Origin of the sequence: Kribbella antiqua (assembly GCF_004345665.1) — a bacterium.
In the GTDB taxonomy this organism is placed as follows: domain Bacteria; phylum Actinomycetota; class Actinomycetes; order Propionibacteriales; family Kribbellaceae; genus Kribbella; species Kribbella antiqua.
Map to the genome: position 1 here is coordinate 389,757 of NZ_SLWR01000002.1, position 19,918 is coordinate 409,674.

Sequence of the window (19,918 nt, forward strand, 5' to 3'; positions counted from 1 at the left end):
TCGTTGCGGCTGTTCAGGCGCGGTCGGCGGAGAGTTCCTCGGCGATGCGGTCGCCGATGACCAGGCAGGCGGTTGCGGCTGGGGACGGGGCGTTGAGGACGTGCAGGGTGCGGCCGTCGCGGAGGAACAGGAAGTCGTCGACGAGCTTGCCCTCGCGAGTTACCGCCTGCGCGCGCACTCCTGCGCCAGAGCGCCGTACGTCCGAGACTTGCAGCTCAGGCAGCATCCGCTGTGCTTCTCGTACGAGCGCCCGGCCGGTGAGCGAGCGCATGATCTCCTTGGCGCCGGTCTTGGCGTACCGCCGGGCGAGACGCCACGAACCGCGGTAGGCGAGTGACTCCCACAGGTCCCGAGCGACGATCTTCCGCCAGGAGTAGCCCTCCCGGGCCAGGGCCGGTACGGCGTTCGGCCCGATGTGGACGGTGCCGTCGATCCCGCGGGTGAGGTGGACGCCGAGGAACGGCAGGTCCGGGTCGGGCACGGGATAGACCAGGCCCTTCACCAGATAGTCGCGCTCGGGGACGATCTCGCTGAACTCGCCGCGGAAGGGCAGGATCCGGACACCGGGTTCGAGGCCCGAGGCCCGCGCAAGCCGGTCGCTGTGCAGGCCGGCGCAGGCGGCGACGCGTTCCGCCTCGATCACGCCCTCCGTCGTGTGTACGCGTACGACGGAGCCCGCGTTCTCGATCGACGTCACCGTCACCCCGGTGCGGATCTCGCCGCCGGCCGCGCGAACGTCATCGGCCAGGGCGGCCGCCACGGGCTTGAAGTCCACTCGTCCGGTGGAGTCGACCGCCAGGGCGCCTTTGACGCGCAGGTGCGGTTCGCGCTCCGCGACCTCGCCGAGGGTCAGCCGTCGTACCGGGACACCGTTCTCGCGGCCGATGCCGAACAGGCGGTCGAGCTGCGGCAACTCGGCTTCCGTCGTCGCAACGACGAGCTTCCCGGGCACGTCCACCGGGATGCCCTTCTCCTCGCAGTACTCCCGCAGCGCCGCTCCCCCGGCCACAGCCAGCCGTGCCTTCAGGGATCCTGGCTTGTAGTACAGCCCGGAGTGGATCACGCCCGAGTTGTGTCCGGTCTGGTGCGCCGCAACCGACGATTCCTTCTCCAGTACGACGACCGGCGTACCGGGATCGAGCCGCTGCAAACTCCTCGCCACGGCCAGACCCACGATGCCACCACCGACCACAACCGCAGATCCCATCGACCTCTCCCTGTACGAAGCTTGTCAAAGAGAGCCGGAACAGTGGCCAGAAATACAGTTACTGTCGGCACATGACCCAACTCGTGGTGGACGCTCCGATCGCCGCCGTCACGGTCTATCCGGACCGTGCGCGGGTCACTCGGCGCGGCAGGATCACCGTACCGGCGGGCGACCAGACGGTGTACGCCGAGCCGCTGCCGCTCGTGTTGCAGGAGGACTCGGTCCGGGTCGCCGGCCGCGGACCGGCCACCGTGCTGGGCGTGGACGTGGCGACGCGGTATCACCCGCAGGCGCCGGACGAGGCCGTGGCCGAGCTGGAGCGGCAACGCCGCGAGGTCGAGGTCGAGGTTGCGGAGCTGACCGACGCCGACGACGTCCAGGCTCAGCTCGACGCGTTCCTGGCCCAGCTTGGCCGGCGAGCGGGCGGTAGCTTCGCACGGACGCTGGCCTCCGGCGCCGGTGACGAGTTGGGCGGGTTCACCGAGTCGCTCGCGGCCCGGCTGTCCGCCGTACGGGCGAAGCGTCGTGAGCTGGCCACGCAGTTGCGTGAAGCCGAGGAACGCCTCGCAGCCGCCGACCGCCGCCTTGCCGCGATCGCGGAGCAACGCCCGCCCGACCGTCGTTCGGCCGCCATCGCGTTGGCGCTGGACTCCGAGGCGGAAGTGGAGATCGAGCTCTCGTACGTCGTCCCCGTCGCCGGCTGGAGGAGCTCGTACGACGTCCGGCTCAAGGGCGACCAGCTCACGCTCAACTGGTACGGCCTCATCACCCAGCACACCGGTGAGGACTGGCCCGAGTGCGACCTCACGCTGTCGACGGCCCGGCCCACGCTGACCGCGAAGGTGCCCGAGCTCGACCCCTGGTACCTGGACCGGTTCCACCCGCCGGTGCCGCTCGCGCCGGCCACCGTCCCGCTGAGTCTCGCCGCCAGCGAGGCCGCGTACGGCGCCGACAGCGCCCGCGCCGAGTTGGCCGCGGCGCCGGCGGCCGCGTTCGCCGACCTTGCTGCGACCGTCGAGCAGGGCGTCACCGCGGCGACCTACACTCCGCCGCGGCCGGTCGCCATACCCGCGGACGGCGCCTCGCACCGCGCGACGATCGCCGCGATCGACCTCGACGCCGAGCTGGACTACATCACGGCGCCGGTCCGCTCGACCGACGTCCACCTGCGGGCGACGGTCGTGAACTCGTCCACCCACACCTTGCCGGCCGGGAAAGCCGCGGTCTTCCACGAGGCGGACTTCGTCGGCTCGGCCGCGCTGCCGCTGTGGGCCCCCGGCGAGGACGTCGAACTCGCCCTCGGCCTGGACGATCGGATCCGTGTCGAGCGCAAGCTGGTACGCCGTACCGCGACCAAGGCCACGCTCGGATCGACGCGCCGCCGCGAGGTCGAATACGAAACCAAGATCGAGAACCACACCCCGCGCAGAGCCAAGGTCACGGTCCTCGACCAGCTGCCGGTAGCGCGCGACCACGAGATCACGGTCAAACCGGTCACTGCCGAGCCGGAGCCGGCCGAGACCACCGACCTCGGCGTCGTCACCTGGAAGCTCGAGCTGGCCGCCGGCGAGGAGATCAAGATCAAGCTCGGCTTCCGCGTCGACACCGGCAAGTCCGTCGAACTGACCGGCTGGCGCGAGTAGCGGCACGCCGTGATCACCGTCGAAGGGCTTCGGAAGACCTACGGGCAGCACGAGGCGGTGCGAGGCATCGACCTGGAGGTGCAGGCCGGAGAGATCTTCGCCTTCCTCGGCCCGAACGGCGCGGGCAAGACGACAACGGTCGAGATTCTCGAGGGGTACCGGCATCCGACCGCGGGAAAGGTCGAGGTGCTCGGGGCCGATCCTGCGCGGGCCGATCGGGCGTGGCGTGCCCGGATCGGGGTGATGCTGCAGAGCTGGCAGGTCGAGCCTGCGCTGACCGTTCGCGAGTCACTGCGGCAGTTCGCGGGCTACTACCCGCGGTCGCTCCCGGTCGAGGACGTCGTACGGCTCGTCGGTCTGGAAGAACAGGGCGATACGCGCGCCGGCCGTCTGTCCGGCGGCCAGCAGCGCCGGCTCGACCTGGGCATTGCGCTGGTCGGTGATCCTGAGCTGCTGTTCCTCGACGAGCCCACGACAGGATTCGATCCGGCCGCGCGACGCGTTGCGTGGCAGATCATTTCCACCCTGCGGGACGCCGGCAAGACAGTGCTCCTCACCACCCACTACCTGGACGAGGCGCAGGCGCTCGCGGACCGGGTCGCGATCCTCGTGGACGGCCGGATCAGGACCGAAGGCCCGCCGGAGTCACTGGTCGCCGGGCATGCGACCCGCATCACCTTCCGCCTCGCCGACAGCGTCGAGCTCCCTGCGCGGTTCGAGCCGACCGCGATGGCCGACGGCCGCGTCGAACTCCACTCTCACGAGCCGCTGCCAGTGGTCTATGCGCTGACCGCCTGGGCGGTGGAGAACGGTGTCGACCTCGCCGACTTGCAGGTACGGCGTCCCAGCCTCGAAGACGTCTACCTCGACCTCACCGCGGGGACCCACGGATGAGGCATCAGTTTCGCTACGACTGGAAGGTGTTCTGGCGCAGCCCGAGCAGCGTCTTCTTCGCGTTCGTGCTGCCGATCATGTTCCTGATCATCTTCGTCACCGTGTTCGGCAACCAGCGGATGGAACTCGCCGACGGAGAGCTGGTGCGGGGATCCACCTACTACCTGCCGGCGATCGTGACGCTGGGGCTGATCCAGTCGACCTTCGCCAACCAGGCCGTTTCGCTGACCGCTTCCCGTGAACGCGGCCTGCTCAAGCGCCTCCGCACCACTCCCCTGCCGACCTCGACCTTCATGGCCGGTCGCCTCATCACGTCCGCGGCCGCGGCGATCCTGCTCGTCGTCGTACTCACGGCGATCGGACGGTTCGTGTACGGCGTCGCCGTACCGACGACCACCATCGCGGCAGGCCTGCTCGCGCTCGTCGTCGGGACCTTCACCTTCTCCGCCCTCGCCTTCGCCGTCTCCACCGCGATCCCCTCCCAGGACGCGGCGGTGCCGATCACGAACGCCGTCACCCTGCCGCTGTACTTCATCTCCGGCGTCTTCATTCCCCAGGAACTCATCCCCTCCGGGGTGCGCGAGGTCGCGCAGGTCTTCCCGGTGAAGCGGCTCTACGACGCGTTCCTGACCGTCTTCGACCCGGCGACCAGTGGCGCCGGGCTCGAGCTCACCGACCTCGGCATCGTCGCCGCCTGGGGGCTCGCGGCAACCACCGTTGCCATCTCGACGTTCCGCTGGGCGCCCCGCACCGCCTGATTGTGAAGGTTCTGTCGCGGAGCCAACCTTCCTGAGACGGCGCCGGTCAGGCGGTCAGTTCGCCGACTGGAAGAGGTGCGGCGACCGTGTTGGTTGCCGGAGCGAGTGGGCAGGTCCACAGCGGGCTGTAGGCGCATGACGGGTTGTAGGCGAAGTTGAAGTCGACGACGAGCCAGCCTTCGCGAAAGTCGCCGCCCAGGTCCGCACCCTTGACCGTGTCCAGCAGATAGCGGCCGCCGCCGTACGTGCCTTTGCCGGCGAGGGTGTCTTTGACCGGCACGAAGACGCCACCGCCGTACGACTCGAGCCACCACACATCCAAGTCGCCGACCGCCGGGAGGTGCAGCACCCCGACCCGGGTGAAGGGAATGACGCCATCCGTTGCCGAAGGCACCTCCCAACGCACCGACTCCACCTCGGTGTCGACGGCAACCTCGAACCTCAACCGCGGCTGATACTCCCCGATCTCAACGCCGCGAAATGCATCCCGTTCCTCGACCGGCACCGGCGACGCAGGATGTGTTGCCAGCAACTCGTCCCGCCCAGCCCGCCACATCGCATGCCCCTCGACCGCGTCGCTTGCCGCGCGTACTTCGCCGTACAGCGCAAACACCCTCCGCCGCCAATCCGCCACGTCCAGAGCTGGTGAAGTCACCCAGTCAGCCTAGTGCGGCCGGGGAATCGGCGTCGGGGATCAGCAGGCGGGGTGCGCCGGACCCATCGGCGGGCACGGACCAGACATCGGGGTCGCCGCTGCTGTCTCGCACTGTGTAGGCGAGTGTGGTGTTGTCGAGCCACGCCGCTTGGTCGTCGATGCTGCGCCGCTCGGCCAGCGCCGTCACCCGCATCGAATCAAGAGCGAGCACGGACAGGCGCCAGCCACGAGTGGGGTCGGCGCCGATGGCCTCCTTGAACGCGATGCGCGTGCCGTCAGGTGACAACGACGGGCACTCGACGTTCTCCTTGAGCGTACGAACGGTTCTCGCGGCGAAGTCGCCCTCGACCAGATACCGCCGGCCGGCCGTCGCCATGGTCGCGTAGAACCGGTTGTCGTCGGCAGTGAAGGTGACGCCCCAGAAGTTCAGATCGGCCGCCTGGTAAGGACGGCCTTGCCGGGTCACCGCGAACTTCTCCAGCGTGGTGACAAGCGCGCCCGTACGGGTGTCGAGGACACCGGTGCGGGTGGAGAAACCACCGTGATTGTAGGAGTCGCCGCCGACGAAGCTGGTCCACGCCACCATGCGGCCGCTGGCCGAGACGCGGGCTCGGTTGGGCAGACCGCGTATGGCGATCGATCGCTTCTCGTGGAGCTCCTGGTCGAGGACGACCAGGTGGTAGGACCACGCCGAGTCGGGACGTATGCAGGCACCGGTACCTGCCGCGGCGTAGACGCGGACGCACTCCAGCGGGGCGGCCGTCCGCGGACCTCCCGGGTCATCTCGCGAAACCGTGGTGAGATGGCGGTTGCTGACCACCAGCAGTCGTGGCCCGGGAGAGAGCGTCACGCGGTCAGACGTGACTGCCTCAGCGGTATCACCGGTGGCCCGGTCAGCGGCCAATCGGATGTAGCCGATGGCAACAGCGGCGAGCACCACGGTGGTGGCGACGACGATCGCGATCCGGGATCTCCAGCTCAACTCTCTACCCCCGCTCGTCGAGCAAGCAGCATGGCTGTGGCGATGATCGCCAGTACGACGCCCGCGGCCGCCGCCCGGCTGGCAGCGGCCGGACCCCATGCCTGCCAAGCGATCCCGAACAAGACCGAGGAAGCCAGGTAGGCCAATGCCTGGCCGGTCTGGATAACAGCGATGCCGGTGGTGCGCAGCTGCTCAGGCAGCAGCGGGCCTGAGAGAGCCATCAGCACGCCGTCGGTAGCGGCGTAGAAGGCGCCGTACAGGCCAACTGTGAGCACGATCAGCAGCCAACCGTCGAGTGGCCCGAACAGCAACAGGTAGACGGCGACGAGCGTGCTGTAGCCGGCCAGCATCACGGGCAGTCGGCCGATTCGGTCGGCCAGAGCGCCTAGCGGAGCGGCAAGCAGCAGGTAGCTGAGGCTGGTGCCGACCGCCAGCAGCGGAAACCAGCCCGCGCTCAGCTCAACCCGGCGCTGCAGCAGCAGGTACACGAAGCCATCGCCGACGGTGGCCAACCCGAGCAAGCAGGCGGCGAGGACGAGGCGACGGACCGGCGCGGCCCGCAGTAGCGATACAGCGCTGCGAGGTGAGACTGGGACAGCCACGGGTTGCGGGTCGCGTCGATCGCGGACGAACAGCACGAGCAGCACCACACCCAGGACAGCGATGCAGAAGCTGGTGACGAACACCGCATCGAAGGACTGCCCGGCGGCGGCGAGCACTGCCAATGCCACCAGCGGGCCGAGGAAGGCGCCAAAGCTGTCCATCGCCCGATGTACGCCGAACGCCCTGCCCAGAGCGTCCGGTGGTGTCGACAGGGTGATCAGCGCGTCCCGGGGCGCCGTACGCAACCCCTTGCCGGTGCGATCGACAGCGATCACGAGACCGACCGCGCCCACCGACCGGCCTGCCGCGAGCAGACCGAGCTTGGCCACGGCCGAGAGCGCATAGCCGATGCCTGCGATCGTCTTGCGGCTGCGTACCCGGTCGGCGACGTACCCGCCGACAATCCGCAGCAACGCGGTGGCGCCGGTGTAGGTCCCGTCGATGACGCCGTACGCCGCCGGGCTCAGTTGGAGGCCGAGGACGAGGTAGAGGGGAAGAACCGCGGTGACCATCTCCGCGGAGACGTCGGTGACCAGGCTGACCGCGCCGAGGGCAAAGACGTTCGCGCTGACCGGCAGCCGGCGGAGGTCGGCAGCTTTGGGCCGGCCGATCGTGGACAAGTACACGACCAGCCATCCTTCGATGCCCGCGCCACGAGCACCACGCACCGTAGGTATGGAGTCGATGAACAGCCGGTTTCGTCAGGACAATCGAGCGGATCTCACCCACCGCACTCACAACGTTCACCTAAGTCATCTGTCGATGGCTCCGAACCGGTCCCTAGGTTCGCGGTGTCCCCCAAAGCCCTCACCTCACAAGGAGCACTTGATGGGCATCCGCCTTAGGACACCAGCGACGGCAGGAGGAGCGGTCGCGCTGACGACCGCTGCCGTCGCACTGTTGCTCACGAACGCCCCGACAGCCAGTGCGGCCGCGACCACGTTCACCGCGGTCGCCGACACCTACGTCCAAGACACCACCCCGTCGACCAACTACGGCACCTCGTCCCAGGTCGTCGTGGACAACTCGCCGGTGCGCCAGTCGTTCCTGAAGTCCACGGTCAGCGGCGTGACCCAGCCGGTGACCAGCGCCAAGCTGCGGATCCACACCGTCAGCGGCAACGGCGGCAGCAACAACGGCGGCACCTTCAAGTCGATGACCAGCACCACGTGGTCCGAGACCGGCACGACCTGGAACAACAAGCCGGCCATCAACGGAGCCACGCTGGGCACCATCGGCTCCGTCACCAAGAGCACCTGGTACGAGATCGACGTGACGTCGGTCGTGACCGGGAACGGAACCTTCAGCTTCGGCGCCACCTCGCCCAGCGCCGACGGTGCCTACTACGACTCCCGCGAGAGCGGCGCAAACGCGCCTCAGCTCGTGATCAACACGTCCACCTCGACGCCTCCGCCGACCACACCGCCGCCGTCGGGTGACCCTGTGCTCGTCGGCGCGGGCGACATCGCGAACTCCGGCTCCGGTGACACCGCCACCGCCGCGCTGCTCGACAACATCCCGGGCACCGTGTTCACGGCGGGCGACAACGCGTACGACAGCGGCACTCTGTCGGAGTACAACACGTACTACGAGCCGACGTGGGGCCGGCACAAGGCGCGGACCAAGCCGGCGCCGGGCAACCACGAATACAACACGTCCGGGGCGACCGGCTACTACAGCTACTTCGGCGCGGCCGCAGGTCCGTCCGGCCGGGGTTACTACTCCTACGACCTGGGCAACTGGCACGTCGTCTCGCTCAACTCCGAGGTCAGCATGTCCGCCGGCTCCGCGCAGGAGCAGTGGCTGCGGGCCGACCTCGCGGCCAGCAGCAAGCCGTGCACGGTTGCCTACTGGCACAAGCCGCTCTTCACCTCGGGCGCCAACCACGCGCCGGAGACCGCGACCAGGCCGCTCTTCCAGGCCCTGTACGACTTCAACGCCGACGTCGTCGTCACCGGCCACAACCACCAGTACGAGCGGTTCGCACCGCAGAACCCGGCCGGCGGACTCGACAACACCCGCGGTATCCGCGAGTTCGTCGCCGGCATGGGTGGTGCCAGCCACTACGGCTTCGGCACCATCCAGCCCAACAGCCAGGCCCGCAACAGCGACACGTACGGCGTACTCAAGCTGACCCTGCACGCCAACAGCTACGACTGGCAATTCGTCCCCGAAGCCGGCAAGACGTACGCCGACAGCGGCACGACCACCTGCCACTGACATAGCCGCTCCCCATCGGCCAACGGCCGATGGGGAGCCGGTGGTCACCCGCCACCCCAGCGCCGCGCGCGCCACCGTCCACGCTGCTCCGACTGGATTACGTGGTCAAGGCTTCGGCTCAGTTGCCGACCCAGAAGTCGATCTCCCGCAGCGATGGGCTGTCGGGTTTGAGGTAGCCGGTTTGCCAGGTGTCGTTGTCGACAAGGCCTTTCCAGCGTTGGGCGGGCGGTTGGAACCTGCGGCGGAAGCGCCAACGGTACTGGTTGTAGACGGCCATGATGTTCGTCGCATAGGCGTCGGCCAGCTCAGGGTTGTCGCGGATGATGAGGAGGTTCTCGTCGTTCGTCGAACTCGCCTTCGGGCCGAGGTTGTGGGATCCCGTCAGCACCACCGGGTGCGGGCCGAGCGGGTCGACCACGATCACCTTGCTGTGCACCATCGCGAACGCCTTGTCCAGCTTCCGCAGCTCTCGCCGGAAGAACTTGGTCGGCTCGTCGACGGCCGCCGGCAGTACGACGCCGTAGTCGGTCTTGTCCCGGTTCTGCTGGGAGAACAGCTCGACCGGGCTCTTCGTCGTACTCGGGTCTTGATTGACGACACCGCGAACGTAGAGCCGGTTGCCCGCATGCCCGGCCCTGGACAGCTCGATGATCGCGTTCAGCAACGTCTCGCGCGGCCCGGGATTGAACATCAGGAACAAGACCGCGCGCTCGGCGCCCATGACGATCTCCCGTGCGTCGGCAAGATCCACCCGGCCGGTCGTGGGCGTGAACCACAAGCGGCCGACCGCATGGTCACGAGACCGGCTGTTGCTGTCGCGCAGAGTCTGGGGCGTCGTGTCGCCCGCGTCACGCAGTAGATCCCATTGCTTGCGGTACTCCCCCGCCATCCCGGCGTCGTCGATCAGCACCGAGTTGTTGGCCTGCGTACACAACCCGGTCTTGGTCCAGTTCTGGCTGCCGGTCCACACCCACCGAGGCTTGTCGTCCTCATCGCACACGACCAGGAACTTGTTGTGACCCAGCGCCCGCGGCGAGAGCATCCGATGGTGCAGCTCGACCTTGCCATCGAGTTCGGCCCGCGCCTCGGCGTTCTGATCCAGCCCCTTCTTCTTCACACTTCCATTCGCCAGTACGACGTGCGCCCGGTCACCGAGCTTGATCAGGCCGGCGATCAGCTGTGGATCGTCCAGCTCGTACAAAACGGCGTACACGTGCTGCTTCCGGGCGGCCGCGGTGTCCAGCAGAGTGAAAAGACGCTCACCGAGCGGACCGGCCAAGTAGTCGCGGAACTTGTCGTCCGGGGTCGCGATGACCTCCGTCAGCCTGGCGTTCTGCAGATCGTGATCGGTCGTACCCAGCCGGCGTGACACCCACTGCGACGCCACGATTCCACGGTTGAAGACGACCTCGATCCCGCCGGTCATCGCATGGCTGAGCGTCACCTCGGGCGTCCACTCGCTGGCCGCCCCAGGGTCGGGCTTCAGGTTCGCCTTGTCCGGGCCGACCATCGCCAGCACCCGGTAGGCCAGCCGGTCGCCGGGGTTCGCCATGTAGTCGGTCCACTGGTACTTCTGGATCGGCCAGTTCGTCGACGCCCGCCGCTCACCGTCTTTGGCCGTGTCGTCCTCGAACCCGACCCACGTACTGACAACCTCTTCCACCCCGTTACGCCGCCGCAGCAGCGCGAACCCCCGGCACCCGGCGATGAACCCCTCCGGCTTCCACGCCACGAAAACATCGTCACCGTTGTGATGAACCCGAACCTTCATGATCCCGCCCCCTTACGCGAAACTATCCCTCCACTACAGAACGTTGCCAAGATCTCGATCGGCATCGAGAGTTTTCCGGGCAAGGTGTCGAGTGCGGCAGCTACCGTTCGACGCGTTCACGACAGCACGTCAAACCACAGCAAGGAGCATTCGATGCGTACTTTGATCGCCACCGCGTTCGTCTCCCTCGACGGCGTCGTCGAGGCACCCGGCGGGGAGCCGGGCTACCGCAACTCGGGCTGGACGTTCAAGGACATCGAGTTCGACGAGGCCGCCTACGAGCTCAAGGGCCGCGAGCAGGACGAGGCAGCGGCCATGATGATGGGCCGCGCCAGCTACGACGCCTTCTCGCCGGTCTGGCCGTCCATGACCGAGGAGTTCCCGCGGTACCGCACGATGCCGAAGTACGTCGTCTCGACCACCCTGAAGGACGAGGAACTGGTCTCCAATTGGGGCGACATCACCATCCTGCGCTCCCTGGACGACGTCGCCGCGCTCAAGGAGACCGACGGCGGGCCGATCATCATCCACGGCAGCGCGACCCTGAACCGCAACCTGTCCGACGCCGGCCTGATCGACCGCTACCACCTGCTCGTCTTCCCGGTCCTGCTCGGCGCCGGCAAGCGACTGTTCAGCGACACCGACAAGGACAAGCAGAAGCTCAACCTCCTCGAGAGCGAGTCCTACCCCAACGGAATCCAGAAACTGGTGTACGACGTCATCCACTGACCGCCTGCGCCCACCCAGCCACGCCGTTCGCTGCGGCGGTTATCCACAGGTTGCAAAGTCGTCCGTTCGGCGCGTCGGAAAGCCCATATGTTTCTGGGCAAAGGAGGTGCTCGATGAGTGCTGGGAATGACGGTCGTGCGAGTGGCCGTGGAGGCCGCCGGCGGCGCGATGACGTGGATGGGAAGCGGCCGCATCCGGTGTTGACACCGTTGACGATGACTCAGGCGGTCCGGCTCGTGCGTCTGGCCGAGGAGGCGGTCGCACAGCGAGGGCTGCCGATGCAGTACGACGGTGAAGGCGCACTGGTGCCGGTCGGAGACGACGGTGTTCCGGTGCGAGACGGCATGTTCGCCGGCCTGGCGAATCTCGCCAGGACAGTCGCCGAGCTACCGCGCCAACGGTGGCGCACGGCGGTGGCGGCGCATTTCGACCAAATGATCGCACTGGACGATCCGCCGTCTGTTCCGGACGATCTGGAGAGCGAGCTCTACCTTCGGTTGGTGTGCGCGTCGACAATCAGAGCTGACTGGGCCGAACGCGTGCCCGAGTTCGTCCCTGGCGTACTCACCGCTCCGGCCACGTACACCGGCCGCGCGGTGGCGATGCATTTCGACATCGACAGCCTCGGCGTGACCTGGGACGAAGCCGCCCGGCTCGGCCTGGCGAACCTACGCCGTCTTCACGACGAGGTTGAGCACGTGCACTACAACGGTGCCGAGGTCACCGTGTTGACCGGCAGCATGTTCACCGCCTCCCGGGCTCTGGTCCTCGACACCGTGCTCCGCGAGTCGATGCGGGTCGAGAATCCTCCGTTTGGCTGCCTCGTCGCAATGCCGGCACGAGACATGCTGCTCGTGCATGTGCTCCGCGACCACACCGTGGTCACCGCCCTGGACATGCTGCTCACACTCGCCACCACACTGTTCAGCAGCCGACCTGGCGCGGTCAGCCCGCACGTGTATTACGTGACCGACCACGAGTGGCACCAGGTGACCGATCACAGCACCGGCGAGGTCCGTGTACAAACCGTCGCCCCGCTCGCCGAAGCCATGCGACGCCTGGGCGTAGACCAAAGCAGCCGGCTGTGATCAGCCCCGCCGACGCACATCGGGCCGCGCCGTGGCCACTGAGGTGAGCCGGTCCGGCAGGATACGGTCGGACGACGTCTGTTTCTGGGAAGGGAGATCGATGGTGGCTGATCCGCTGGGTGACAAGGCTGAGCTTGATCGGTTGATGACTGCCTTTCTCGGGGCGTTCGACAACACCGGGGGCCGTCGGCCGAACGTCGATGTTGTGCGTGAGGTGTTCATTCCGGAAGGAATGATCATCAGTCAGGCCGGGGCCGGGCCCGTGGTCTACGATCTCGACGGGTTCGTCGTACCGCGGGAGAAGATCCTCACCGACGGGACGCTCACAGAGTTCTCCGAATGGGAGGTCGCCGAGCGGACCGAAATCCTGGGCTCGATCGCGCATCGCGTCAGCGACTACCGCAAGTCCGGCGTCAAGGACGGCGAACCCTTCGAAGGCTCCGGCCGCAAACTCACCCAGTTCGTCCGCACACCGGCCGGCTGGCGGATCAGCTCACTGGCGTGGGAGGACAACGAAGCGTCGTAGCGGTCTGTGGGGTGAACAGGTTGACGGAGGAGTCGGCGCGAGGCCGCCGGGTGCTTGTATGCGTGGGTGATCTGGTTAAGGACGTTGTCGTCGAGGCGGTGGAGGCCGGCCATCGCCTCGCTGCCAGGGTCCTGTGCGAACCGGGTGCCGCGTTGACCACTTACGAGAACGGAGCTGCGAGTGAGTGACAGTGCCGAGGAGCGACTCGTTCTGGGTGCGGATGTTTCGCGGGCTCTGGTTGAGGGGCGGGCTGTTGTTGCTTTGGAGTCGACGATTTTCTCGACGCTGGGGTTGCCTGCGCCTGCGAATGGTGAGGCGCTCGAGGCCTGCAAGCAGGCGGTTCTCGAGTACGGCGCTACGCCGGCCGTGACCGCGATACTCGATGGGCGGCCGCATGTCGGGCTTTCGGCGGATGAAGAAAAGCGGGTGCTGCAGGGCACGCGGAAGGTCGCCGAGCGGGACCTGTCGGTGGCTCAGGCGCAAGGATGGGATGTCGGGGTCACCACGGTGTCGGCGTCGGTTGCGCTGGCTCATGCAGCCGGCATCTCGGTGTTCGCGACTGGCGGTATCGGCGGCGTTCATCGTGGGTCCGAAGTCAGCGGTGACATCTCGGCCGACCTCGACGCCATCGCCAACCACCCGGTCATCACCGTGAGCGCCGGAGCCAAGGCGTTCCTCGACCTGCCGCGAACGCTCGAGTACCTCGAGACCGCCGGCGTACCGGTCCTGGGCTGGCAGCACGACTGGTTCCCAGCCTTCTACACCCGGTCAAGTGGCTTGCCAGTCCCCCACCGGGTCGAGGACGAGCGGGTGGTCTGTGACGTTCTTCGCTTCCGGACCCGGCCATCCACGGGCGTCCTCCTCACCGTCCCGATTCCCGTCGACGATGAGATCCCGCAGGAGCGGATCAACGCCGTACTCGCCACGGCCCTGGAATCGAGTGCACGCGCCGGAGTCACCGGCCCCGCGGTCACGCCGTACGTCCTCGCCAGGATCGAGAAGGAAACCGACGGCCACAGCATTCCGGCAAATCTCGCCTTGGCCCGGAACAACGCCGGCGTGGCTGCCCGGGTTGCCGTCGCCCTAACACTCAACTGATCCCCCAGAAGTGAGTGATGTGGGCGGCCGCGCACACGTTGACGTCGAGGATGTACGGCGCCGCGACGCCGCACTGCCCGGCTCCGGTACCAGGATCGATGGGCTGGCCGTGACCCATCCCCGGGATCGACCAGGTCTCGACCACCGGCGTGCCGGCGCTGTCCGAGTAGGTCTTGTGGGTGGCGCCGTTGACGGTCTCGGTGGCGTCCGCGACCTGATCCGCGGAGTGCACGTCGGTCCACTGCTCCATCGACTCCATAAGGTTGCGGTAGGCAACGGTGTAGTCGGCAGTGCCGTGCCAGATCGACACCTTCGGCCACCGACTGGCCGATCGACCATCTGCTTGATCGACAGTGCCTCCCCCGATCCCCGGGCCGTGTCCGCCGACTCGAACCAGTTGAAGCACTTGCTCCCGTTGTTGGCCGACTGCTGCTGCGGCAGTACGAGCGCAAAGCCCGCTCGCTGCGCCATCGCCACCCAGCCGGGCTCGTCGTCGTACGCCGTCGCCGACTGAGCACAACCCGGCCATGTCGTGGCAGGCCACAAACTCACGCCGTCGAATGTCGCTAGTCCGCTGCCGGGGGCGGTGTTGCGCTGGCCTGCGTACCTGTTGACGGAGTGGTTGTCACTGGAGGCTTCGTTGTGGCGGGGCTGGTTGGGCGAGTGCTCGACGGGGATGGTGTCGTCGACGGTGTTGCCCGTGTGGTCGGCGGAGTGCTGCTCTGCGTCGGCTCACTCGGCGACGTCGTGGGGGTCGACGTGGTAGTAGGAGGCGACGACGTGCGCGGCGTCGTTGACTGGGAAGGTTGAGTCGAAGTGGTCCTGGTCGTCCGGGCCTCAGTCGGGCCGGTTGTGGTTCTTGGTGTGGAAGGTTTCACGGCCGTACTCGGGCTGGGTCCAGGGTTGACGTCGGTTGTCGGGGGCAGTCGTGTTTCGTTGCCGTTGAGCAAGATCCCGGCCAGCACAGCCGCTGCCGTCGCGAGTACGGAGATCACTCCGGCCAGCAGCGTCTTGCTCCGCATCCAACTCGGCGCCCCGACAGGGCCGGCGTCGGCCTCGGCGTCCAAAGCCGCCGCAACGGGAACGGGAACGGCCGCGACCGGGCCGGGGTCATGAGCACGCAAAGCGCCCACCGCGATCTCGGCGGCGGACGGTCGATCAGCGGCGTCCTTGGCCAGCATCTGGAGCAGAACGTTCTCGAACGTCCCACCAAGCTCAGGGCGGTCCAGACTCGGAAGTACCGGAGCGGTGTCGACGTGCTGGTAGAGAATCGCCGCCGGATGTTCCGCCTGGAACGGCGGCTCACCGGTGACCAGCTGGTACAGCACGCAACCGAGCGAGTACACATCCGACGCCTTGCCGGCCTGCGCGCCCCTCGCCCGCTCCGGCGCAATGTAAAGCGTGCTGCCGATGAGCTGACCGGTCGCCGTCAGCGTGCTCGTCCCCTCACCGGGCAGGTGAGCGATACCGAAGTCCGCGACCTTGACGGTCCCATCCGCCGCCAGCAGCAGGTTGCCCGGTTTCACATCACGATGTACGACGTCCTCCCGGTGCGCCGCGGCGAGTCCGGCGGCGGCCTGCTCGATGATGTCGATCGCGCGATCTTTCGGCAGCGGTCCGTGCAGGGCGACTTCCTCGGCGACAGTCCGGCCTTCGACCAGTTCCATCACCAGGAAGAAGCCCTCACCGTGGTGACCGAAGTCGTACACAGAGACGACATGCGGATCACTCAACCGGGCGGCGGCTCGCGCCTCGCGATGGAATCGCTCGGCCGCTCTCGGATCCCGGTCGGACGGCAGCAGCAACTTGACCGCGACCGGCCGCCCGAGCTGTTCATCGGTGGCGCGGAACACCTCTCCCATCCCGCCGCGCCCAATCGAGGGACCCAACCTGTATCGCTTCGCAACCAGCACCCTGACACCCGTACCCAGTGTCACCGCGGGCCAACCCGCCTCCCGAAGTCTCACCGGGCCTGAAGGGCATGGGCCGGCAAAAGGGGGGAACCGGATCTCATGGCCAATCTGGATCCGGTCAAGCTGACCCCGGATCAACTGGCACCGATGCTGCGCTGCTGGGCAGCCGGCATGTACGGCGTCGAGGCCGCCGTCGAGATGCTGATCGTGCACGCAGCCTGGCTCGAGCGTGACGATTTCCGTCGGCGTTGTGTCACGGCCGACGATCACGCCTGGGCGCCCGACGGGACCATCTGCTCTATCGCCTCTATCGACTGGGGTGCGGCCATAGAGTTCGAACCCGATCAGCAGTCGTCCGATCACAGTGTGCTGCGAATCGCCTGCTCGATCGCCGACGGGCACAAGCACACCGTCGGACTTGGCGCCGAAATCCGGTATCTGGACGCCGCGGCCGTCGTACTCGTGGTTGAAGCGATCGCCCACGTAGCCGGCTGGCAGGACAAGGGAACGAGTGTCCGGATCACTGGTCGATTCGAAGACGTAGACCGCTGAAAGGTGCCGAAGTCTCCACCCGTTCGGTTAGCGTTCGATCAGGGAGTGGTGGGATGGCGCTGCGCCGGACGCGTTCACCGGGGATCCGCCGGCTGATGGGTCTGCTCGCAGCCGGCCTGCTGGTCGCTGCCGTGACCGGGGTGGTCAAGCTTGGCGAGCCGCACGTGCCGACCCTGAACCTGCTGGTGCTCTACCTGCTCGCCGTGCTGCCCATCGCCGTCTTCTGGGGTACGCCGCTGGCGGTCGTCACGGCCGTGCTGAGCGTCTGGACGTACGCATACCTCTTCGTTGCGCCGCTGCACTCCGTGTTGGTGGCCGACGCCGAGAACGCCATCGGGCTCGGCGTCTTTCTCGTCACCGCGGTGGTCGTGGGCGAGCTCGCATCTCGGCTACGGCGGGCGGCGCTGGTCGCCAAACGCTTGTCGGACGAGCAGTCGGCGCTGCGTCGGGTCGCGACCCAGGTGGCGCGAGGCGTGCCTCCTGCCGTCCTGTTCACTGCCGTGACCGAAGAGGTCGGCCGGCTCTGCGACGCGGATCTTGCCAGGATGGAGCGCTACGAACCGGACGGAATGGTGACCGGCGTCGCCGCGTGGAGCCGCGTCCCCGCCCACTTGGCCGTAGGAGAGCGGTTCGAGCTCGACGGACTGAGCGTCGCCCGTGATGTCCGGGACAGCGGCGGTCTGGTCCGGCTCGAGAGCTTCGCCGGTGCGTCCGGCGCCATCGCCCGGGAAGCGCAGGCGCTCGGGATCCGGTCGTCGATCGGGTGTCCGATCAAGGTCGGCGGACGGCTGTGGGGCGTCATCGCAGCCTCCACGACCAGCGACACCCCGTTCCCGGCCAACACCGAGGCACAGATTGCCGGCTTCACCGAGCTGGTCGCCACCGCGATCGAGAATGCCGAGGCCCGGGCCGAACTGATGGCGTCCCGCGCTCGCGTCGTGGTCACCGCCGACCGTACGCGCCGCCAGATCGAACGGAACCTGCACGATGGCGCCCAGCAACGGCTCGTCTCGCTCGCGATGCGGCTGCAGACGACTCAGGCGAAGGTTCCGTCGGAGCTGGTCGAGCTGAGCTCCGAACTCGATCAGCTCGCCGGCGGACTGACGGATGCGCTCGACGAACTCCGCGAGACCGCGCGCGGCATCCACCCCGCGATCCTCGCCGAGGGCGGCCTCAGCCCAGCCCTCAAAGCACTGGCCCGCCGGTCGGCGATTCCCGTCCAACTGGCCCTCCGCGCCGAGCCGCGGCTGTCCGAACGACTCGAGGTCAGTGCCTACTACTTCGTGTCCGAGGCGTTGACCAACGCGGCCAAGCACTCCCACGCCTCGCTGCTGACCGTGAGTACGAACATCGTCGGCGGCGTACTGCATGTCCAGATCCACGACGACGGACAGGGCGGCGCGGACTTCACCCGAGGCACCGGACTCCTCGGCCTCCGCGACCGCGTCGAAGCCCTCGGCGGCCGCGTAACCCTCGACAGCCCCCGTGGCCTGGGAACGACCCTGATGGCCGAATTCCCCCTCACCGACAGCTGATCGTCAGATGCGGTAGACCTGACCGGTCTCCATCGACTCGACCGAGCGTACGAACGCCTGTCCGACCACGGAACCGTCGACGGTGGGATAGCCGGGGAACGCGTCGGCGTACTTGTCGGCGGACTCGGTCAGGACAGTGGGGCTGACGGCGTTGATGCGATACCGGCCCCACAGCTCTCCGGCGCTGGCGACTACCCATGCTTCGAGCGCGCCATTGACCGCCGTGGCCACACTTCCCGTCCGGATCGGCTCGCGAGCCAGGATGCCGGTGATCACAGTGAACGAACCGCCCTCGCGCGGCTAAACCGTCGCCGACCTCTGGGGAGAGACCTCGTTCACATGACGACTTTCCGGACCATCGAGTCCCACACCGCCGGGAACCCGACCAGAACCGCGAAAGATGGATAAGCGTCGACGTATTGTGCGGCCGCAGATCAATTCGACGTCGCGTTGTGATTCCGGCGCGGAAACGACGGCGTATTCCATTTCCGGCCCCGAGCGCTATCCTTGCATTTACGCAATCCATCGGATATTGGAGGGTGGAACGTGGCGCGGCCCGAATCATCCGAGCGGAAGAGGCCCCCGCGGTGGGGGCCTTTGCGTGGCAGGTCCGGCTGGGCGGCTCGGGTGCATCATGAGGCCGAGCGACTGCGGGCCGACATGAACGCGGCGGTCACCGCGCAGCCGGACGTCCCCAGCGAGCAACTGACAATTGATGATTCGCGGACCAAAAGCATCAACCGTCATCTCGCCGAAGCCGACCAGGTCCTCGAAGAGCACTTCGCGCAGAGCTGGTGGCGCCGGCTCTTCGGGGCCAGCGGCGCCTATCAGGCAGCACTGGCGTCCGTCTACCGGGCCGGTGAGGATCTCATGCTCGTGCAGAGCGACGCTGCCCTGGCTGCTCGGCTCCCCGGTCTTCGCACTGCCGTGCGCTCCTACCTCAGTTCAGACGATCCCCGGCGAGAGATGTACCTGTTCCAGATCGATGCAGCGCTGACCGCGATCGGAGCCGAGCGGTTGGCGGCCGGGGCACAAGACCTCAACGGGCGCTCCGAAATGCCGGAGGCTTGACGTGCCACAGTTCACTGCTGCCGACCGGCAGGCCTTCCGAGCCGCTGCCCGGGCGGTCAACGACGCCCAGCTTTCGGTCCCGTCCAGTGCCCGCAGCTATCGCAACGCGCTGACCGTCGCGATCCTGGTGCTTGCCGTGGCCGCGCTGGTCTTTCCCCTCTTCGCGGCGAAGGCCGACTCGAAGCTGCTGGACCTGCATCCTGCAGTCTCCGGCGGGTCGTCTTCAACGCCCACCCCGGGCGCCGGCTCTTCGGCGACCCCGAACCAGACCGGGTCGGGCACCACGTCGACGTCAAGCGCGGCTTCGACCGCCGGCGCCGCGACCGGGTACGGCGAGATCGCGTCGATCGAGTTGTGGGGCGTGCTGGGCGGCCTGGTGGGGGCGGTGGCCGGATTGCGCAACCTGCGTGGCTCTTCGCAGCCGGTCGGCCTGCAGTTGGCACAGATCGCCTTGAAGATCCCCGCCGGCGCGCTGACCGCCGTCGTCGGCGTCGTTCTGCTCCAGGCTGCGCTCACCCCCACCACGCAGGCGGTGGCGGGCGGCAAGCTGGCCGCCCTCGCCATCATCTTCGGAGCGGCTCAGGAAGCGCTCACCACCTTCGTCGATCGGACCGCCGGCAACCTCCTTGACAAGGGAAAGACGCTCGGAGAGAAGACCACCCAGGCTGCGTGA

General features: G+C 67.6%; 20 protein-coding genes and 1 pseudogene. 12 read left to right on the plus strand and 9 right to left on the minus strand.

Translation table 11 applies throughout. The features are described 5' to 3' along the window. Positions 1 to 13 precede the first annotated feature (13 nt). Positions 14 to 1,207 carry an L-2-hydroxyglutarate oxidase gene (gene lhgO / locus EV646_RS07785; RefSeq protein WP_132145492.1) on the minus strand — a complete coding sequence of 398 codons (1,194 nt, stop codon included), beginning with the start codon at positions 1,205 to 1,207 and terminating at the stop codon, positions 14 to 16. 71 nt (positions 1,208 to 1,278) lie between these two features. On the opposite strand from lhgO, the gene EV646_RS07790 reads away from it, so the two are divergent. From EV646_RS07790 to EV646_RS07800, 3 genes are read left to right on the plus strand one after another with little or no spacing between them, the layout of a single operon-like run. Then, on the plus strand, positions 1,279 to 2,850 hold the full coding sequence (locus EV646_RS07790) for a DUF4139 domain-containing protein (protein WP_132145494.1): 1,572 nt from the start codon (positions 1,279 to 1,281) through the stop codon (positions 2,848 to 2,850). A 9-nt stretch (positions 2,851 to 2,859) separates the two neighbouring features. Further along, the gene (locus EV646_RS07795; RefSeq protein WP_199236860.1) at positions 2,860 to 3,744 is read left to right on the plus strand and encodes an ABC transporter ATP-binding protein; all 885 of its coding nucleotides are present in this window, start codon (positions 2,860 to 2,862) and stop codon (positions 3,742 to 3,744) included. Next, positions 3,741 to 4,502 (plus strand): ABC transporter permease, encoded by a 762-nt coding sequence (locus tag EV646_RS07800; RefSeq protein ID WP_132145496.1) that lies wholly within the window; start codon positions 3,741 to 3,743, stop codon positions 4,500 to 4,502. The genes EV646_RS07795 and EV646_RS07800 overlap by 4 nt, the downstream gene beginning before the upstream one ends. Positions 4,503 to 4,548: 46 nt before the next feature. On the opposite strand, the gene EV646_RS07805 is transcribed toward EV646_RS07800, so the two are convergent. From EV646_RS07805 to EV646_RS07815, 3 genes are read right to left on the minus strand one after another with little or no spacing between them, the layout of a single operon-like run. Then, positions 4,549 to 5,157: a DUF1684 domain-containing protein gene (locus EV646_RS07805; protein WP_199236861.1), complete on the minus strand. Its 609-nt coding sequence runs from the start codon at positions 5,155 to 5,157 to the stop codon at positions 4,549 to 4,551. A gap of 4 nt (positions 5,158 to 5,161) precedes the next feature. After that, complete coding sequence (locus tag EV646_RS07810; RefSeq protein WP_199236862.1) at positions 5,162 to 6,139, minus strand: TolB family protein; 978 nt, start codon at positions 6,137 to 6,139, stop codon at positions 5,162 to 5,164. Then, positions 6,136 to 7,368 carry an MFS transporter gene (locus EV646_RS07815; RefSeq protein WP_132146107.1) on the minus strand — a complete coding sequence of 411 codons (1,233 nt, stop codon included), beginning with the start codon at positions 7,366 to 7,368 and terminating at the stop codon, positions 6,136 to 6,138. Before EV646_RS07815 ends, EV646_RS07810 begins: the two co-directional genes overlap by 4 nt. Before the next feature lie 202 nt (positions 7,369 to 7,570). Between EV646_RS07815 and EV646_RS07820 the strand changes: the two genes are divergently transcribed. Continuing rightward, positions 7,571 to 8,962, plus strand: a complete 1,392-nt coding sequence (locus EV646_RS07820; RefSeq protein WP_132145500.1) for a CBM96 family carbohydrate-binding protein — start codon at positions 7,571 to 7,573, stop codon at positions 8,960 to 8,962. Between the two features lie 118 nt (positions 8,963 to 9,080). Here EV646_RS07820 and EV646_RS07825 read toward each other — a convergent pair whose 3' ends face one another. Further along, positions 9,081 to 10,733, minus strand: a complete 1,653-nt coding sequence (locus EV646_RS07825) for a phospholipase D-like domain-containing protein (RefSeq protein WP_132145502.1) — start codon at positions 10,731 to 10,733, stop codon at positions 9,081 to 9,083. 153 nt (positions 10,734 to 10,886) lie between these two features. On the opposite strand from EV646_RS07825, the gene EV646_RS07830 reads away from it, so the two are divergent. The 4 genes from EV646_RS07830 (at position 10,887) to EV646_RS07845 (ending at position 14,174) form a co-directional block, all read left to right on the plus strand. Further along, positions 10,887 to 11,462: a dihydrofolate reductase family protein gene (locus EV646_RS07830; protein ID WP_132145504.1), complete on the plus strand. Its 576-nt coding sequence runs from the start codon at positions 10,887 to 10,889 to the stop codon at positions 11,460 to 11,462. 113 nt (positions 11,463 to 11,575) lie between these two features. Beyond that, positions 11,576 to 12,550: a DUF1444 domain-containing protein gene (locus EV646_RS07835; RefSeq protein ID WP_132145506.1), complete on the plus strand. Its 975-nt coding sequence runs from the start codon at positions 11,576 to 11,578 to the stop codon at positions 12,548 to 12,550. Between the two features lie 100 nt (positions 12,551 to 12,650). Beyond that, positions 12,651 to 13,076: a nuclear transport factor 2 family protein gene (locus tag EV646_RS07840; protein WP_132145508.1), complete on the plus strand. Its 426-nt coding sequence runs from the start codon at positions 12,651 to 12,653 to the stop codon at positions 13,074 to 13,076. A gap of 180 nt (positions 13,077 to 13,256) precedes the next feature. After that, on the plus strand, positions 13,257 to 14,174 hold the full coding sequence (locus EV646_RS07845; protein WP_241995527.1) for a pseudouridine-5'-phosphate glycosidase: 918 nt from the start codon (positions 13,257 to 13,259) through the stop codon (positions 14,172 to 14,174). Here the strand turns inward: EV646_RS07845 and EV646_RS39905 are convergent. The 3 genes and pseudogenes from EV646_RS39905 to EV646_RS07855 all read right to left on the minus strand — a co-directional run bounded on the left by EV646_RS39905 (position 14,167) and on the right by EV646_RS07855 (position 16,141). Continuing rightward, the gene (locus EV646_RS39905; RefSeq protein ID WP_241995528.1) at positions 14,167 to 14,484 is read right to left on the minus strand and encodes an alpha/beta hydrolase family protein; all 318 of its coding nucleotides are present in this window, start codon (positions 14,482 to 14,484) and stop codon (positions 14,167 to 14,169) included. The two genes, EV646_RS07845 and EV646_RS39905, sit on opposite strands and share 8 nt — an antisense overlap. 65 nt (positions 14,485 to 14,549) lie before the next feature. Next, positions 14,550 to 14,645 (minus strand): annotated as a pseudogene (locus EV646_RS40920) (hypothetical protein); the annotation flags it as partial. 95 nt (positions 14,646 to 14,740) lie between these two features. Further along, positions 14,741 to 16,141 (minus strand): serine/threonine-protein kinase, encoded by a 1,401-nt coding sequence (locus tag EV646_RS07855; RefSeq protein ID WP_338419246.1) that lies wholly within the window; start codon positions 16,139 to 16,141, stop codon positions 14,741 to 14,743. Between the two features lie 45 nt (positions 16,142 to 16,186). Here EV646_RS07855 and EV646_RS07860 point away from each other — a divergent pair, with 45 nt between their 5' ends. Together EV646_RS07860 and EV646_RS07865 are read left to right on the plus strand one after the other, a co-directional pair. After that, the gene (locus EV646_RS07860; RefSeq protein WP_132145515.1) at positions 16,187 to 16,639 is read left to right on the plus strand and encodes a hypothetical protein; all 453 of its coding nucleotides are present in this window, start codon (positions 16,187 to 16,189) and stop codon (positions 16,637 to 16,639) included. 53 nt (positions 16,640 to 16,692) lie between these two features. Further along, on the plus strand, positions 16,693 to 18,174 hold the full coding sequence (locus EV646_RS07865; RefSeq protein ID WP_132145517.1) for a sensor histidine kinase: 1,482 nt from the start codon (positions 16,693 to 16,695) through the stop codon (positions 18,172 to 18,174). Between the two features lie 3 nt (positions 18,175 to 18,177). Here EV646_RS07865 and EV646_RS07870 read toward each other — a convergent pair whose 3' ends face one another. Next, entirely contained in the window at positions 18,178 to 18,450 is a 273-nt protein-coding gene (locus tag EV646_RS07870) for a Rossmann-fold NAD(P)-binding domain-containing protein (RefSeq protein ID WP_132145519.1), read from the minus strand. Between the two features lie 384 nt (positions 18,451 to 18,834). On the opposite strand from EV646_RS07870, the gene EV646_RS07875 reads away from it, so the two are divergent. Further along, complete coding sequence (locus EV646_RS07875; protein ID WP_132145521.1) at positions 18,835 to 19,245, plus strand: hypothetical protein; 411 nt, start codon at positions 18,835 to 18,837, stop codon at positions 19,243 to 19,245. A 1-nt stretch (position 19,246) separates the two neighbouring features. Further along, the gene (locus tag EV646_RS07880) at positions 19,247 to 19,918 is read left to right on the plus strand and encodes a hypothetical protein (RefSeq protein WP_132145523.1); all 672 of its coding nucleotides are present in this window, start codon (positions 19,247 to 19,249) and stop codon (positions 19,916 to 19,918) included.

Bases quoted from the DNA above. Each gene is read 5' to 3' on its own strand.
- lhgO (WP_132145492.1), bottom strand. From the start codon at position 1,207: ATGGGATCTGCGGTTGTGGTCGGTGGTGGCATCGTGGGTCTGGCCGTG.
- EV646_RS07790 (WP_132145494.1), top strand. From the start codon at position 1,279: ATGACCCAACTCGTGGTGGACGCTCCGATCGCCGCCGTCACGGTCTAT.
- EV646_RS07800 (WP_132145496.1), top strand. From the start codon at position 3,741: ATGAGGCATCAGTTTCGCTACGACTGGAAGGTGTTCTGGCGCAGCCCG.
- EV646_RS07820 (WP_132145500.1), top strand. From the start codon at position 7,571: ATGGGCATCCGCCTTAGGACACCAGCGACGGCAGGAGGAGCGGTCGCG.
- EV646_RS07825 (WP_132145502.1), bottom strand. From the start codon at position 10,733: ATGAAGGTTCGGGTTCATCACAACGGTGACGATGTTTTCGTGGCGTGG.
- EV646_RS07830 (WP_132145504.1), top strand. From the start codon at position 10,887: ATGCGTACTTTGATCGCCACCGCGTTCGTCTCCCTCGACGGCGTCGTC.
- EV646_RS07835 (WP_132145506.1), top strand. From the start codon at position 11,576: ATGAGTGCTGGGAATGACGGTCGTGCGAGTGGCCGTGGAGGCCGCCGG.
- EV646_RS07840 (WP_132145508.1), top strand. From the start codon at position 12,651: ATGGTGGCTGATCCGCTGGGTGACAAGGCTGAGCTTGATCGGTTGATG.
- EV646_RS07860 (WP_132145515.1), top strand. From the start codon at position 16,187: ATGGCCAATCTGGATCCGGTCAAGCTGACCCCGGATCAACTGGCACCG.
- EV646_RS07865 (WP_132145517.1), top strand. From the start codon at position 16,693: ATGGCGCTGCGCCGGACGCGTTCACCGGGGATCCGCCGGCTGATGGGT.
- EV646_RS07875 (WP_132145521.1), top strand. From the start codon at position 18,835: ATGAACGCGGCGGTCACCGCGCAGCCGGACGTCCCCAGCGAGCAACTG.